At 54.0% G+C, this 15,643-nt stretch carries 10 protein-coding genes; 6 read left to right on the forward strand and 4 right to left on the reverse strand.

From position 1 onward, the window contains the following. The first annotated feature begins 175 nt into the window (after positions 1-175). Positions 176-2,812: a valine--tRNA ligase gene (locus EGT74_RS18750; protein ID WP_123848099.1), complete on the forward strand. Its 2,637-nt coding sequence runs from the start codon at positions 176-178 to the stop codon at positions 2,810-2,812. A 49-nt stretch (positions 2,813-2,861) separates the two neighbouring features. Continuing rightward, the gene (locus EGT74_RS18755; RefSeq protein WP_123848100.1) at positions 2,862-3,344 is read left to right on the forward strand and encodes a hypothetical protein; all 483 of its coding nucleotides are present in this window, start codon (positions 2,862-2,864) and stop codon (positions 3,342-3,344) included. Here the strand turns inward: EGT74_RS18755 and EGT74_RS18760 are convergent, their stop codons facing one another. Next, a complete protein-coding gene (locus EGT74_RS18760; RefSeq protein WP_123848101.1) occupies positions 3,345-4,397 on the reverse strand; it encodes an AI-2E family transporter in 1,053 nt (350 codons plus the stop codon). Positions 4,398-4,407: 10 nt separating this feature from the next. After that, positions 4,408-7,194, reverse strand: a complete 2,787-nt coding sequence (locus EGT74_RS18765) for a TolB-like translocation protein (protein ID WP_123848102.1) — start codon at positions 7,192-7,194, stop codon at positions 4,408-4,410. 127 nt (positions 7,195-7,321) lie between these two features. On the opposite strand from EGT74_RS18765, the gene EGT74_RS18770 reads away from it, so the two are divergent. Further along, positions 7,322-7,666, forward strand: a complete 345-nt coding sequence (locus tag EGT74_RS18770; protein WP_123848103.1) for a HesB/IscA family protein — start codon at positions 7,322-7,324, stop codon at positions 7,664-7,666. A 334-nt stretch (positions 7,667-8,000) separates the two neighbouring features. On the opposite strand, the gene secDF is transcribed toward EGT74_RS18770, so the two are convergent. Next, a complete protein-coding gene (gene secDF, locus EGT74_RS18775) occupies positions 8,001-11,159 on the reverse strand; it encodes a protein translocase subunit SecDF (RefSeq protein WP_123848104.1) in 3,159 nt (1,052 codons plus the stop codon). A gap of 229 nt (positions 11,160-11,388) precedes the next feature. Between secDF and EGT74_RS18780 the strand changes: the two genes are divergently transcribed. From EGT74_RS18780 to EGT74_RS18790, 3 genes are all read left to right on the forward strand, one after another. After that, on the forward strand, positions 11,389-12,582 hold the full coding sequence (locus EGT74_RS18780) for a serine hydrolase (RefSeq protein WP_123848105.1): 1,194 nt from the start codon (positions 11,389-11,391) through the stop codon (positions 12,580-12,582). Between the two features lie 31 nt (positions 12,583-12,613). After that, entirely contained in the window at positions 12,614-13,321 is a 708-nt protein-coding gene (locus tag EGT74_RS18785) for a DUF4397 domain-containing protein (RefSeq protein WP_123848106.1), read from the forward strand. A 119-nt stretch (positions 13,322-13,440) separates the two neighbouring features. Continuing rightward, on the forward strand, positions 13,441-14,631 hold the full coding sequence (locus EGT74_RS18790) for a pyridoxal phosphate-dependent aminotransferase (RefSeq protein WP_123848107.1): 1,191 nt from the start codon (positions 13,441-13,443) through the stop codon (positions 14,629-14,631). A gap of 53 nt (positions 14,632-14,684) precedes the next feature. On the opposite strand, the gene coaE is transcribed toward EGT74_RS18790, so the two are convergent. Beyond that, a complete protein-coding gene (gene coaE / locus EGT74_RS18795; RefSeq protein WP_123848108.1) occupies positions 14,685-15,272 on the reverse strand; it encodes a dephospho-CoA kinase in 588 nt (195 codons plus the stop codon). Positions 15,273-15,643: the final 371 nt, after the last annotated feature.

Here is a 15,643-nt window from a genome sequence, read left to right on the forward strand (position 1 = left end):
GGCAAAACTAGTATCGGCCCTTCTGCCTGTTCCCGGCGGATTAACCATTGGAAGTTCTGGATTAATAAAAGCCGCTTTTCACTCATTCCTGCCGTGTTTTCCCCGATTTTTCGAAATGCAGCCCAGAATCAATATTTTTGCAATCCTGTAAAGAAATAGCATATATTAAAACAGCATGGAACTTTCGAAGAATTATATTCCTGCCACGGCAGAAGACAAATGGTACAAATATTGGCTCGACCAGCAATATTTCCGCTCCGTTCCCGACGAGCGGCCTCCCTTCACCATCGTCATTCCCCCGCCTAACGTCACCGGCGTGCTCCATATGGGCCACACCCTGAACGAAACGGTGCAGGATATCCTCGTCCGCCACGCCCGCATGAGCGGCTTCAACGCCTGCTGGGTGCCCGGCTCCGACCATGCTTCCATCGCCACCGAAACCAAGGTGGTGAATATGCTCAAAGAAGAAAAAGGAATAGAAAAAAGCCAGCTCAGCCGGGAAGAATTCCTGCGCTACGCCCATGAGTGGAAAGACAAATACGGCGGCATCATCTATCACCAGATCAAAAAACTGGGCTGCTCCGTAGACTGGGACCGGGTGAATTTCACCATGGACGACCATTATTATAAAGCGGTGATCAAAGTATTTGTGGACCTCTACAACAAGGGCCTCATCTACCGCGGCGCCCGTATGATCAACTGGGATCCCAAAGCCAAAACCGCGCTCAGCGACGAGGAGGTGGAATACAAAGAGCTCAACGGCAAACTCTATCATGTGAAATACGCCGTGGTCAACGCCGCCGGCGAAGCCACCGGGGAGTTCATCACCATCGCCACCCAGCGCCCCGAAACCATCATGGGCGATACGGCGATCTGCGTGAACCCGGACGATGAGCGGTATGCCCACCTGAAAGGCCACTTCGCCGTGGTGCCGCTGGTGAACCGCAAAGTACCCGTGATCTTCGACAGCTATGTAGATAAGGAATTCGGTACCGGTGCCCTCAAAGTGACGCCGGCGCACGATATCAACGACTACAACCTCGGTCTCAAACACAACCTGGAAGTGGTGGATACCCTCAACGAAGACGGTACCCTCAGCGCCGCAGCCGTGGTGTTCGTGGGCGAAGACCGCTTCCGCGCCAGGAAAAAAGTAGTGGCCGCGCTCCAGGAGCAGGGCCTGCTGGTAAAAGAGCAGGAATACGCCACCCGCCTCGGTTACAGCCAACGTAACCCCGACACGGTGGTGGAACCGCGCATTTCCACGCAGTGGTTCGTAAAAATGGCCGACCTCGCGCAACCTGCACTGGACGCGGTGGTGAACGGCGACGTAAAAATCCATCCCGGCGACCGTTTTATGGCCACCTATAAATACTGGATGGAGAACGTGAAAGACTGGTGTATTTCCCGCCAGCTCTGGTGGGGCCAGCAAATCCCCGCCTGGTACGACGATAACGGCCAGTTCGTAGTAGCCGCCACGCACGAAGAAGCGCTGGCGCTTTACGAGCAGCAGTTCGGCGTGACGCGGACATCCCTCCGCCAGGACGATGACTGCCTTGATACCTGGTTCTCTTCCTGGCTCTGGCCCGTGGAAGTGTTCCATGGCATCAGCCGGCCCGATAACGAAGACATCAACTACTACTACCCCACTTCCGTACTGGTAACGGGGCAGGATATCATTTTCTTCTGGGTGGCCCGTATGATCATGGCCGGCCTGGAATACAAACATGTAAAACCTTTCAGCGACGTATATTTCACCGGCATGGTGCGCGACAAGCTGGGCCGCAAGATGAGCAAGCAGCTGGGCAACTCGCCCGATCTGCTGGAGCTGATCGAACGTTTCGGCGCCGATGCCGTGCGTTTCGGCATCATGATTTCTTCGCCCGCCGGCAACGACCTGCTGTTCGACGAAGCCAGCTGTGAGCAGGGCCGCAACTTCAACAACAAGATGTGGAACGCGCTGAAGCTGGTGAAAATGTGGACGCCTGTTGAAAACACCGGCGCTCCCGTGCCGGAATTCGCGGTAGAGTGGTTCGAAAACAGGCTCAACGAAGTGCATGCCGAGGTGGAAAAACTGTTTAAGGACTTCCGTTTGAGCGAGGCCCTCAAAGCCATCTATAGCCTCATCTGGGACGATTTCTGCAGCTGGTACCTCGAATGGATCAAACCGGGCTTCGAACAACCTATCGACGCCGGGGTATATGAAAAGACCATCGGTTTCTACGAGCGTCTCGTGCAGCTGCTGCACCCCTTCATGCCGTTCGTTACGGAAGAACTGTACCACCTGCTGCGCGACCGTGAGGCCGGCGACGACCTGGTGATACGCCAGTTCCCCGCTCCCGCGCCTGCCCACCACGCCATTCTCGTAGAAGGCGCGCTGGCCAAAGAAGTGATCAGCAGCATCCGCGATGCCCGCAACAAAAACCAGGTCAAACCGAAAGACACCGTCGGCCTGCATATCGAAACCCGCCACGAGAATGCCTTCCACCGGATCGAGAGCATCATCGCCAAACAGGTGAATGCCAACGCCGTTGCATACACGAAAGAAGCCGTGAACGGCGCCATTGCGCTGGTAGTACAGAAAGACAAGTTCTACCTCGTAACGGAACGGGAAGTGGATACGGCCGCCCAGAAAGAACAGCTGCTGAAAGACCTGGAATACCAGAAAGGGTTCCTGAAATCAGTGGAAAACAAACTGGCGAACGAACGTTTTGTGCAGAATGCCAAACCCGAGATCGTGGAAGCGGAGCGCCGCAAACAATCCGACTGCCTCGCCAAAATACAGGCCATCGAAGAAAGTTTGAAAACTTTATAATTTTAAAGATCGTCCGGCGTTCAATAACCGGACGATCTTTTTTTCGCCTATGACCAAAAAACTCTTATATATCGCCCTGTTGCTCGGTTGCGCCACCACCGCGTTTGCACAAAACAAACCCGCGAGAAAATCCGCGCCGGCCAAACAGCAGGCAGCGGAGAAAAAACCGTTGCGTTTCACCACTTCCTGGCACATCTTCCTCAGCGACTCCATTCCCCGCCCGGAACTGTTGAAAATACTGGATTCCGGACTGGTGGTGAGAGACCATCAGAAAAACAAATTCCCCGTCGTTTCCTTTGATTTTACTTACGAAAAGAAAGAGCCCTACGTTAACGATACCACCCAGGAAGTGACCATCGCCACCGATCTTACCGGCGATTCGTTTAAATCCGACCGCCTCACCCCCGTATGGGTAAAGCGCCTCACGGAAGCGCTGGAAAAGGGCGATGTGCTGTTTTTCAACAACATCGTCATCCGTTACACCGGCGACAAACTTTATCGTGCGCCGGAATTAAAGATCATCGTGCGGTAATTATTCCCCCGAGCCCATCAGTATTCCCCAGGGTTTCATATTCGGTATGCGGTCGAAGATGATTTTCAGCAGCGCCATGGCCGGAATGGAAATGAACATGCCGGCAATGCCCCAAATCATGCTGCCGACAAACACGCCGAGCAGCGTGATCATCGCGTTGATGGATACTTTCGAGCCTACGATCCGCGGCAGCAGCACATTGGCGTCTACCAGGTGAATCCCGAACAGCGACACGGCCGCCCAGAAGGCCAGCGCAGGCGTACCGGTAGTAAGCGTCACCATCAGTACGATGATGATCGTCATCACCATGCCGAGATAAGGAATGATATTAAAAATCGCGCCCAGCGTACCCAAAAGGATGGCGTACTGCACACCCAGCAACAACAGCGCCGTGATATTCAGCACGGCCACCACCAGCATTTCGATAAACAAGCCCACCACATAACTTTTGATCACCGACCGTCCATGCGCGATCACTTCATGCACTTCTTCCGCATCCTCGCGGCGGAAAAGGCGCAGCAGGAACCGCACCAGCAGCCGGCGGTAGTACAGCAGGAAAAACGTGTACAGCGGGATGAATACAAGGAATATGAGAATGGAAGAGACGGACGACACGGCGTTCACCACGAACTGCGACACCGTGCTGATGCTCTTGGCCGCCGTTTCGTTGATCCAGGCCATCTGCTGGTCTGAATCGATCTTGAACTTTTCATCTATCCACAGGGTGAGATTGTTGGCCTGCAGCATCAGCCGCTTTTCCAACGAAGGCAGGTCGGTGAGGAACGACGAGGTTTGCCAGGAAATAAAATAGATCAACCCGAACATGCAGAGGATAAACAGTACCACCGAGAGCGTGGCCGCCAGGCCCCGCGACAGGCGCAGCTTTTCAAGCCCCTGTGCTACCGGCAGCAGCAGGATCGAGAATATAAAACCGAAGGCTACCGGCGCCAGGATGTCTTTCGTAGTACGGAGTATCACCACGATCAGCACCAGGCTCAACAGCGTATGACTGAGTTTGATGTAAAACGGCGGCTTGTTGCTCACTGGTTTCATTACAGGTAGTTTAATAAGCGAATAATTGTTGCAACGGCACGATCACCTCAAAACGGTTGCTCCGCGCAGGATCGACCGGATCGGTATCGAACAGGCGACTGTACCGCACGCCGAAACTGAAGGGCAACACGTTCCCCAGTTTGGTATCAAAAAACAGTTCCCCTCCCGCCGATGCATAAGTAACATCTTTACGGCTCCTAAAGTTGTACGCCACGCTGTGATCGTAAAACACATTGCCTCTCAGCCGCATGAAGTACAGGAGGTTGGCGAAACCCCAGTCGGGGTAACAGATGGGAAAATGATAGTTGGCGCCTGCCTTGTAGATGTGCTCGTAGAAAGGTTTTTCATACCCTCTTGCATAAACGAAATGATCGGTGAACGCATACCGCAGCATGGTATCGCGCTGCTGGTAGGCGCCCTGCAGCACCAGGCTGTGATTTGCTGAAAAGCCCGGCAGGTAAAGGTCTAACCGGCCGGTAAACTGTTCGCCCGGCACATTGTTTACCGTTTTATTATACCGCAGCACGAGCGATTGCGCGAAGTGCGAATAGATATTCTGCACCGCCCTTATCCGCTGGTTGCTGAACGTAAAGGCGGCATCCACGTATTGGATGTTATCATCCCGGAAGCGGTATTTGGAACTGGCCGTACGGGCGCGGGTAAGATGATGGAAATTGGCGCCCAGGCTGACGGACCGGAAATATTTACCGGCCGTGAAATTCAGGGGAACGGAGAAACCGGCGTACCAGTCGAGCTCATTCCATTCCAGGCTGATGGTATCGTTCACCCGCAGTTTGCGCTGCATCCGGTAATCCACGCCCGCGCGCAGATATGGGAACCAGGCGCCATACAGCACGCTCGCGCCCACTTCCGGGCTGTTTTCGTTGATGTTGTACGACGCGCCCACAGCGGTCTGCAGCGTTCCCAGCACGTTTTCGCCGTAGAGGTACAGCCCGTAATCCGGATCGTCGATGCGGGGAAGCCAGCTGTGGAAATTAAACAGGCGATGCGCTTTCGGGTATTTCCGCACCTCGTAGTCGCGGGCCGGCACTTTATCGAGAATATCTCCCCCTTCCCCGAAATCGGGCCGTAACCAGGCGCTGTGGCGGGGTTGCGACGCCACGGGCTGCAGCGGGCTTTTTAATAATTTATGACCGGAAGCCGTAAACTCACTGTAAATGATGCCCCCATCCGTCACCGCCATATGCTGCACGCCGTTGGGGCGGCGGGTGACCTGCTGAAGGGTGTTGTCGTCGAGGGTAACGCGGTACACGTTGTCCGCGTCACCGAAAGCAGCCGTGAAATAAACCGCGTTGCCTTCCACGCTGGCGATGCCGATGGTGGGCACGCCGAAAGGCACCAGCACTTTCGATTCCCCGGTTTCGACCGACTGGCTGATGAGGCCCATCCGGCCCGCTTTATCGCGCACCGCGCTGATCATCAGCCGGTCGCCCGCCGCGAATTTCGGATAGGTATAATACCAGTTTTCCGGGTTCGGCAGGCTTTGCAGGACGGCGCCCGATTGTGCATCAAGTATTTCCACCCGGTACGCCTGTTCGGGCGTAACCGCCACCACCGCTACTTTGCGCCCGTCGGCGGAAAGGTCGGGCGAAAAACAGCGGCGCTCGTGCCGCAGGCTGCGGGTTTGGCCGGACGCCCGGTCGTGGATTTTCACGATCGAATAATCCTTCCAGCCCCAGCGCGGGCTATAGCGGCTTTCCGTCCAGAGCAGCTGACCGTTCCGGTAGCTGAAATAGTCATCGAAACCCAGGCCGGGTGCGGTAATCCGCGATTCTTTCCCGTCGGGGCCTATTTCGTAGAAAGCCGGGATGGCTTTGAATGAGCTTTTCGATACGATGAGGCGGCCATTACCCGCAGCGTACACGTATTTGTAGTCGGTGTAGTGCTTCCCCACGGGCGTAAGCGTATCCGCCGCCTGTTCAGTTGCGGCGGGCCAATGCTGCGCATAACTGCCGAGCGCCGCCCTGAAGAAACCCGCGGCATTTTTACCCGTGCGGTGCTTCAGGCTTTGGGAGAAAGGATAAAACACCCGCCGGTAGCGCACGGCATCGTCGGTGACCCCGTTCCAGAACTGCGGCCCGTATTGCAGGCGGCCATAACTGGTCATAAGGTAACCCGTAGCGTAATGATCGGGCATATAACGGCGATAGGAGCCGTTTCTGAGTTGCATGTAGGTGTATGGCCTCCCGGCCAGTTGCAGGGCCCTGAAGCCGTTAAAAAAGGCCGGCAAACGCCCCCTGCCCTGGTTGCTCAACGCCGTTTCCGTCACCACGGCATCTCCCTCCCAGAACCAGTTGGGAACGGCGATATTCGTGGCGGCGGCCTGCCCCAGTTCACCGGAGAGGTAAAACACCACCTTGCTGATGCCTTTGCGGAAATTGCTGTTTTGCAGCACATGCCGGTATTCATGGAGCGCCAGCTGGTCGGCCCAGTTCAGGGAACCCACGTCGTTGCTGGAGGGCGGCGGCGTCATGAAGAACTCGGAACGGAAAGGCCCCAGCTGCACGTAGCCGTTCGACTGCAGCGTCTGGTTCTGCAGCACGATGTTCACCTTGCGCTGCAACGGCCCGATGGTGGCGCGGTGGTAACGGCTCACGTACCCGGTGATATCGGCTACCCGCCTGCCGTAGGCCTCCATGCCACGGGGGAAAATAACACGCACCGTGTCTGTATTTATCTGCTGCCATCTGAGGGAGGGCGGATTCCCGCCGAACTGCTGGGCGCCTGCCTGTTGAGCAAAGCCGGCCGCCAATACGAGGCCTAGTATTCTGCGCATATAAGTAACAAATTACATACATTTTTGAAGTATGCCCATTAAATTTCATATCTCCCCTGCCATATGGTTGTGGCAACATCCATCCGTGATTTTTTCGTATTTTTGTACGGATATAAACGTTTAAAGCATGGAAACAATCACACAATCTCCTATAAAATTGACCACCGGCGCCATCCAGGAGCTGCAACGCCTCCGTTCCGAAGAAGGTTTTGACCACTCACAGTACCTCCGCATCGGCGTAAAGGGCGGCGGTTGCTCCGGACTGTCTTACATCCTCGGTTTCGATGCCAGAATGGAAGACGATGAGGTGTACGAGATCGAAGGCATCCCGGTAGTAATGAAAAAAGCGCACGGCATGTATCTGCTGGGCATGGAAGTGGATTTTGCGCAGGGACTGAACGCCCGCGGGTTTACTTTCTCCAACCCCAACGCATCATCCAGCTGCGGCTGCGGTACGTCTTTCGCGGTGTAAACAGATTGAAAATCTTTTCCGAAAGCCTCTCCGGTACGGAGGGGCTTTTTTTTGCGCTACCCTGACAGGTTTTCCCGCGACGTATTCCTTTTACCGTTTCCACAGGAGAACCGGTTTCCCCCGGCAGGCTACTCCTTGCGGCTATTGGGGATAAATAGCTTGATCATGCTCTCTGCCAGGCCAGATTAACAATCAGCTCAGTACTATGCTGATACCCCGGCTGAATCCGTGACGTCCATGTCAAAAAAACTCTTTCGCCAGCATACATGGCTGATGCAAATAAAAAACGGCCGTCTATATGAGACGGCCGTTTTCAATATGCTGAACGAAAGGTTTATTTACCACCCACTAACGGCGGCGCCTTTTCGATTTTTACGGCTTCTTTCTCCTGGGAGAGCGTATTCTTCCGGTCGAAGTCTACCAGGATGGGGGCCGCTACGAAGATGGAAGAGTATGCACCGGTGAGCACGCCGATCAGCATTGCGAAGGCAAAGCCGCGGGTTACTTCACCGCCGAAGATGAAGAGGATGAGGATGGTGAGGAACACCGTTACAGAGGTCATGATCGTACGGCTCAGCGTTTCGTTGATCGCACGGTTGATCACTGTTTTGGTATCCCCGCCTTTGGTCAGGCGGAAGTTCTCACGGATCCTGTCGAACACGATCACGGTATCGTTCATCGAGAAACCGATCACGGTGAGGATGGCCGCAATGAAGTGCTGGTCGATTTCCAGCGCAAAAGGCACCCAGTTGCGGCAGAACGAGAACACGATCAATGTTACCAGTACGTCGTGCAGCAGCGATACGATGGTACCGATGGAGTACTGCCATTTGTTGAATCGCAGCAGGATGTACAGGAACACCACCAGCAGGGACAGGATGGTGGCTTTCACCGCACCCTGGCGAAGGTCGTCGGAGATAGTGGGTGCTACTGTCTGGGAACCCACCAGGTATTTGCTGACGAACGTCTGCTGGTCGATACTCCCATCGTAGTAAGGTTTCAGGCTGTTGTACAGTTTACCCAGTACTTCTGCGGATGCTTCGTCTGTATTTTCTTCCACTTTGTAAGAAGTGGTGATGTTCAGCTGGTTGTTTTCGCCGATGGTCTTTACAAAGGTTTCCGATTCGAACTCTTTGTTCAGCGCTTCGTGCACGGCAGTGCGGTTCACCGCTTTGTCGAAACGCACGGTGTAGCTGCGGCCGCCGCTGAAGTCCACGCCGCGGTCAAATCCGTTGAAGAAAGAACCGATACCGAGTACCAGCACGATCGCGGAGATGATGTAAGTGTATTTGCGCATGCCCACGAAATCGTATTTGGCATGTTTGAAAATACGGCGGCTGAGGGGGGTGAAATACTCCAGGTGCCTTTTTTTGCCGGTCCACCAGTCGGTGATCATACGGGATACGAGGATACCGCAGAACAGGGACAGCAACAGACCGATGATCTGCGTGGTGGCGAAGCCCAGTACGGGGCCGAGGCCGAAGTAGAACAGGATGCAGGCGGTGAGCAGGGAGGTGATGTGACCGTCCAGTACAGGTGCGTAAGACCGTTTATAACCGTCTTCCACGGCCTGCTGGTAAGTTTTACCACGGCTCAGCTCATCCTTGATCCTTTCAAAGATGATTACGTTCGTATCCACAGCCATACCGATGGTAAGCACCAGACCGGCGATACCAGGCATGGTGAGCGTGGCGCCCAGCGAAGCGAGGATACCTACGGTAAACAGCAGGTTGAGGATAAGTGCGATATTGGCTACCCAACCGCCGGTGTTGAAGTACACCAGCATCAGGATGAAGATCACGACAAAGGAAATGATGAATGATTTGGCGCCTGCTTCGATCGATTCCTGACCGAGCGTGGGGCCTACCACCTGTTCCTGTACGATCTTGGCGGGGGCAGGCATTCTGCCGCTCATCAGGATGTTCGCCAGGTCATCGGCTTCTTCCGTGGTGAAGTTACCGCTGATGGAAGAGTTGCCGTTCGGGATTTCGGTGTTGATGGAAGGCGCGGTGTACACCACGTTGTCCAGCACGATGGCTACGTAGTTGAACGTGCGGGGATCCTGCGGATTGGTGGGTTTCAGCGCGCGGGTGAGGTTCCTCCAGTCGCGGGTACCGGTGGGGTCCATGCTCATGGAAACTTCCACCTGGTTGTCCTGGCCGAAGTCGGCTTTCGCCCTGATCACCCTTTCACCGGTGATTTTAGCTTTCGGGTTGGCCGGGTTCACTTTGATACCGTATACCTGCAGGGGCTGGTTGCGGTCTTCTTTGTTGGACGGGCCGTATACGAACACGAGGTCTTTCGGGATCACTGCTTTCACAGCCGGTGTTTCCAGGTATTTCCGGAAAGTGGCGGTATCCCTGGGGGCCATGTAACCGAGCGTGGAGCTGGGTACGATGCCCTGTTGGGTGGCGTTCGGCATGAAGATGGTGAACAGCGGGTTTTCTTTGGCGGCCTGTGCTTCCAGCAGTTTGGCGGAATCACCGGCGCCTGCCAGTGTACCTTTGCCGGAATCTTTCGCCAGCAGGCTGTTCAGGCTGGCCGTAGAATCTGCGGATGCAGGCGCCGCGGCGGCGGTAGCGGTGGAATCGGCTTTTTTAGCGGTGGTATCCACTTTAGGCGCGTTGCCCTGGGAAGCTTTGATGGCTTCGTTCATGGGCTGCAGCACCGTTACATAAAACTCTTCGCTGCTTTTGTAGGTTTCGCGGAACTCGAGGTTCGCGCTGGCCTGCAGGTATTTACGAACACGCTCGGCATCGTCCACACCGGCCAGTTCCACGGAAATGATGCCGCGGTTCTCGTCGAGGTTGATGGAGGGAGATGCTACGCCGAACTTGTCGATACGGTTCTGCAGTACTTTATAGGTATTCCTGATCGCTGCTTTCGCTTCGTTGCGGATGATCGTCAGCACCTGGTCGTTGGTGCTGTTGAAAGTGATCTGCTTCTGGGCGGCGCTGGCGAAAATGGAAGACAGTTTGCCGGTGGGGGCCTCTTCTTTATAGGCCTCTCCGAAAAGGGTCACAAAATCAGACTGGCTGTTTTTCTTGCGCTCTCTCGCTTTCTCGATGGCTTTGTTGAATGCCGGATCTTTGGACTGGCCGGAAAGGCTCCGCACCACATCTTCCACGCTTACCTCCAGCACCACGTTCATACCGCCCTGGAGGTCGAGGCCCAGGTTCAGCTGTTTTTCTTTTGCTTTGGTGTAGGTGGTAAACCAGGGAAATCCAAAAATCTGCTTGCCGCTGGTGCTGTCGAGCACGGATTCCATTCTCTCTTTGACCAGGGAATTCAGCGTGTCCCTGTAATAAGATTGTAACTCTTTGTTACCGGGATACTTCTGTTCGGCAGAGGGATATTGTTTGGCCACAAAATCTTCTGCCTGGCTCTTAGTCTTTTTCTCATAGTTCTGCACCACAAACGTGAAGGACAATTGATACAAAGAGATAAGGATTAGTGCGACAGCAAAAAATCTAACCAGTCCTTTTAGTTGCATTTTCTTTACGGATTATGAATATAAATTTTTTAAGAGTTGCAAAGATAGAATTTAAATTGATATATTAAAGCCCGGTTTAAAACAGCTACAAATCCAATATGTACTTGGTTTTGAGCAGGATTTTGGCCTTAAAAATTTACCCCCTATGGTGCAACGCTGTTTATTGGCAGCTGCAATATTGGTTTTTTTTGCGAACTGCCAAACTTCCCGGACGATTAATTCTGCTGCCATGCACAAAAAAAACAACGGCCGGCTCGATTCGCTGCTGCAGGCCAATGCAGCCCGGCTGGGGCCGGTAATGGCTGATCCGGAGGCTTACCGGCTGCAGATCATCTATACGCAGATAGACCGGGATGCCCGTAACCGACCGGTTTTCACGGATTATTATTACCGCGATCTGCCCGCGGAGTACTTCTACCCCGCCTCTACCGTCAAAATGCCGGCGGCCCTGCTGGCACTGGAAAAGCTCAACCGGCTGGGCATCGACAAAAATACGCCCCTCCATACCGACAGCCTGTCAGGTATTTCGGCGGCGGTAACGGCCGACAGCAGCGCGGAAAACCTCGAGCCTTCCGTGGCGCATTACATTAAAAAAATCTTTCTGGTCAGTGATAACGACGCCTTTAACCGGCTGTACGAACTGCTGGGACAGGAGGAATTCAACCGCGGGCTCTGGGAAAAGGGCTACCCTTCCTCCCAAATCCGCCACCGCCTGGATGTGGCCCTCCCACAGGAAGCCAACCGCCGCACCAACCCCGTGAAATTCATGAGGAACGGTACGGTTGTTTACAGCCAGCCGGAACAGGTCAGCCGCCTCGAATTTCCGCCCCGGCACGATTCCGTGGGCCGCGCCCATTACGCCGGTAATCAGCTTGTGCGGGCGCCGTTCGACTTCTCCGTCAAAAACCGGCTGTTACTCAAAGACCTCCACCAGATACTCAGGAGTATAATTTTTCCGGAAAGTGTAACATCCGGGCAGTCATTTCGTTTAAAGGAGGATGACTACCGGTTTTTATACCGGTACATGTCGCAGCTGCCAACGGAAACCACCTTCCCGGTATACGATACCGCAGAATTCCACCGGAATTACGTGAAATACCTGATGGGCGGGGCAGATGCGGCAACGGCACTGCCCGCGGGGTTACGCATTTTCAACAAACCGGGCTGGGCATATGGCTTTTTGACGGACGTAGCCTATTTTGCGGATTTTGCCAACGGGGTGGAGTTTATGCTCTCGGCAACCTTGTACGCCAACTCTGACGGCATCATCGGCGACAATAAATACGACTTTGAAACCGCAGGCAAGCCTTTCCTGAAAGAACTGGGATGGCTGATTTACGAGGCGGAGCTGCAGCGGGCCAGGAAACATAAACCGGATTTGCAACGTTACAAAGTGACTTATGAAAAAGAACAACAACCGTAAACCAATATTTAAATTCATAAAACAAGAGAGCATGATCCTAGCAAAAAAGAACCGAATTCTCGCAGTATTGATGGCCGTAGCAGTTGTAACCGGTCTTTCTTCCTGTCTGAAAAACAACAACAACCCGGCGCCTGAAGCGTTTACGTATGCGTTTTTCGCCAACCTGGCCACCCCTACTTATAAGATCAGCGTTTTTCAGAACAATGCCGATCTGCTGGGCGGTGAAGGCATGGAATTCGGTACCGTACGCGCCGGCCGCCTGAAACCGGGCCCCGCGAAGTTCGATTTTAAAAGACTGGGCTCCGATACCCTCCTGAGCAGCTACAACACCACCCTCGATACGCTCCGGTATTTTTCCACCTTCATTTACGGTTCACAAACCTCCGGTGTTGAAACCTATCACTTCCGCGAAGATTTTTCCAACAACTCCACCTCCAAAGCGCACGTGCGTTTCTTTAACATGGTGGAAGGCTCCGAGCCCGTTGATTTCTATATCGGCGAAACCAAACTCAGCTCCAGCCGGATGTATGAAGACTTCCTGAGCGGTAGTTACAACAGCTTCACCCAGATCGATCCGAACGAAGTGAGCATCACCGTGAAGAATGCCGCAGGCACCGAACTGGCGAAAATAAGCAACGTTTCCCTGGCTGTCGCCGGCGGTGTGTACACCGTGGTATATGCAGGCACACAGGGCGATACCGGCAACAGAAAGCCCGCTATCAAAACATTCTCCCACTAATTTCCAGACACGAGAATATTTTTGAATGTCCCGGCCCGTCAAAGGCGCCGGGACATTTTATTTTATCCAACTTTTTGCAGTAGGTTTGCCCCGGTCAATCCAAAAAAAACCTATTGAGCATGCAATTAGCAGACAGATTAACGCGGATATCCGTACCGCAAACCATCAGGATGGCAAAACTCAGCCGGGAGCTGAAAGCACAGGGAATAGACATCGTAGACCTCAGCATCGGTGAACCGGATTTCGATACGCCCGCGCACATCCGCGAGGCCGCCAAAAAAGCCATAGATGAAGGGTATACGCATTATACCCCGGTAGCCGGGTACCTCGACCTGAAGCAGGCCGTGGCCTATAAGCTGAAAAGGGACAACGGGCTGGAATACAGCCCCGACGAAATCGTGGTCTCCACCGGCGCCAAACAAAGCATTGCCAACGCCGTGCTGAGCATCGTCAATCCCGGCGACGAAGTCATTATCCCTACCCCCTATTGGGTAACTTATTCGGAGTTGGTGAAACTCTGCCAGGGCGAAGTAAAATTCGTGACCTGCGGCATCGAGAACGATTACAAAATCACACCGGAGCAGCTCGAAGCGGCCATCACGCCGAAAACGAAACTGTTCATGTTTTCATCTCCCTGCAACCCTACCGGCTCCGTGTATTCGAAAGAAGAACTGGAAGCGCTGGCAGCCGTATTCGAAAAACACCCGCAGATCTTCATCATTTCCGACGAGATTTATGAATACATCAATTACGTAGGCGAACATACCAGCATTGCCACCATCGGCACGCTCAAAAACAGGACGGTGATCATCAACGGCCTGAGCAAGGGTTTTGCCATGACCGGCTGGCGCCTTGGCTACATGGCCGCCCCGCTGGAGATCGCCAAAGCGGCGGACATGGTGCAGAGCCAGTTCACCTCCGCCACCTGCTCCATCACCCAACGCTGCGCCATCACGGCCCTGCGCGGCGAGCTCGACACCGCCCGCGAGATGGTGGCCGCCTTCCGCGAGCGCCGCGCGTTTATTTTCCAGGCGCTCAAAGGCATTCCCGGCCTGCAGGTGAACGAACCAGACGGTGCTTTTTATATGTTCCCGAACGTCAGCGCGTTTTTCGGGAAATCGTACGAAGGCGAGAAAATCAATAATGCGGACGATCTCTGCATGTTCCTGCTGCACAAGGCCAACGTAACCGTGGTATCCGGCGCGGCTTTCCGCCAGCCGGAATGTATCCGCATATCGTATGCCACCGGCATGCCGCGGATAGAGGAAGGCATGAAAAGAATGAAAGAATGGCTGGGGAAACTCAGTTAAAATAACGAAAGGGCCGGTGGTTGCACCGGCCTTTTTTATTATGCCCTATCCATTCAGGAAAAAGCCAGGAATTGTTTGTGCAGCGAAAGCACCTGGGGTATCACCATCTGCTGTTCATCGTTATACACCACATAATCGGCGAGCTTCAATTTGATCTTCTCGTCGATCTGTTTGTGCATCCTTGCCAGCACCGCGTTCCGGTCCACGCCGTCGCGCTGCATCACCCGGTGGATGCGCAGGGCCTGCGGGGCGTACACCATAATCACCTTGTCTACATGATGGAACGATTCCGTTTCAAACATCAGCGCCGCTTCCTTGATCACATAAGGCGCCTGCTGCCGGCGGGCCCACTCTTCGGAGTCCCGGATGGTTGCGGGGTGCACGAGCTCGTTGAGCGCAGCCAGCTGGTCTTTGTCGTTGAAAACGATGTTGGAAAGAAAGGAACGGTTGAGGGTGCCGTCGTCGAAATAGGCCTCCCGGCCAAAATGGTCCTTGATCTGCTGCACGAGCAGGGGGTCTTTGACCATGATTTCCTTCGCGGCATCGTCTGCCGAATAAACGGGGATGCCAAGCAATGCGAATAATTTGGCTACCGTGGTTTTACCGGAGCCGATTCCGCCTGTTATGCCGATAATGCGCATGTCTAATGGAGTAAAAACTAAATATAAAAAATAAAACCGGTATCGATACACGAAGTTCCTTCATATATGGGTCGGGTTTAGCTACACCTGTATTTGCCTCCCGGTGGAACAGGGGCACATGAACGCTCAGGATAATGAAACAACTCACTTCAACGAAGGTTCAACGAAGCTTCCCTTTATGTTGAACGAACCTTCCCCGATGTTTTCATCCTTCGTTGGAGGTTCGTTGGTCCTTCGTTGAAGCTTCGTTGAACACCTACCATGCTCCCTGCAGGTAAGGGTTTCCGGGGCAATAGAAGGGCTATATCCGCTACAGTGAATGGTTTTCCGGTATAAAACAAACATATTTGTGGGTACATATAACAAAAAGA

Origin of the sequence: Chitinophaga lutea (assembly GCF_003813775.1) — a bacterium.
Taxonomy (GTDB): domain Bacteria; phylum Bacteroidota; class Bacteroidia; order Chitinophagales; family Chitinophagaceae; genus Chitinophaga; species Chitinophaga lutea.

What these genes read in the sequence shown, in the direction of transcription:
- EGT74_RS18750 (WP_123848099.1), top strand. Translation starts at nt 176, where the DNA reads ATGGAACTTTCGAAGAATTATATTCCTGCCACGGCAGAAGACAAATGG.
- EGT74_RS18755 (WP_123848100.1), top strand. Translation starts at nt 2,862, where the DNA reads ATGACCAAAAAACTCTTATATATCGCCCTGTTGCTCGGTTGCGCCACC.
- EGT74_RS18760 (WP_123848101.1), bottom strand. Translation starts at nt 4,397, where the DNA reads ATGAAACCAGTGAGCAACAAGCCGCCGTTTTACATCAAACTCAGTCAT.
- EGT74_RS18765 (WP_123848102.1), bottom strand. Translation starts at nt 7,194, where the DNA reads ATGCGCAGAATACTAGGCCTCGTATTGGCGGCCGGCTTTGCTCAACAG.
- EGT74_RS18770 (WP_123848103.1), top strand. Translation starts at nt 7,322, where the DNA reads ATGGAAACAATCACACAATCTCCTATAAAATTGACCACCGGCGCCATC.
- secDF (WP_123848104.1), bottom strand. Translation starts at nt 11,159, where the DNA reads ATGCAACTAAAAGGACTGGTTAGATTTTTTGCTGTCGCACTAATCCTT.
- EGT74_RS18780 (WP_123848105.1), top strand. Translation starts at nt 11,389, where the DNA reads ATGCACAAAAAAAACAACGGCCGGCTCGATTCGCTGCTGCAGGCCAAT.
- EGT74_RS18785 (WP_123848106.1), top strand. Translation starts at nt 12,614, where the DNA reads ATGATCCTAGCAAAAAAGAACCGAATTCTCGCAGTATTGATGGCCGTA.
- EGT74_RS18790 (WP_123848107.1), top strand. Translation starts at nt 13,441, where the DNA reads ATGCAATTAGCAGACAGATTAACGCGGATATCCGTACCGCAAACCATC.
- coaE (WP_123848108.1), bottom strand. Translation starts at nt 15,272, where the DNA reads ATGCGCATTATCGGCATAACAGGCGGAATCGGCTCCGGTAAAACCACG.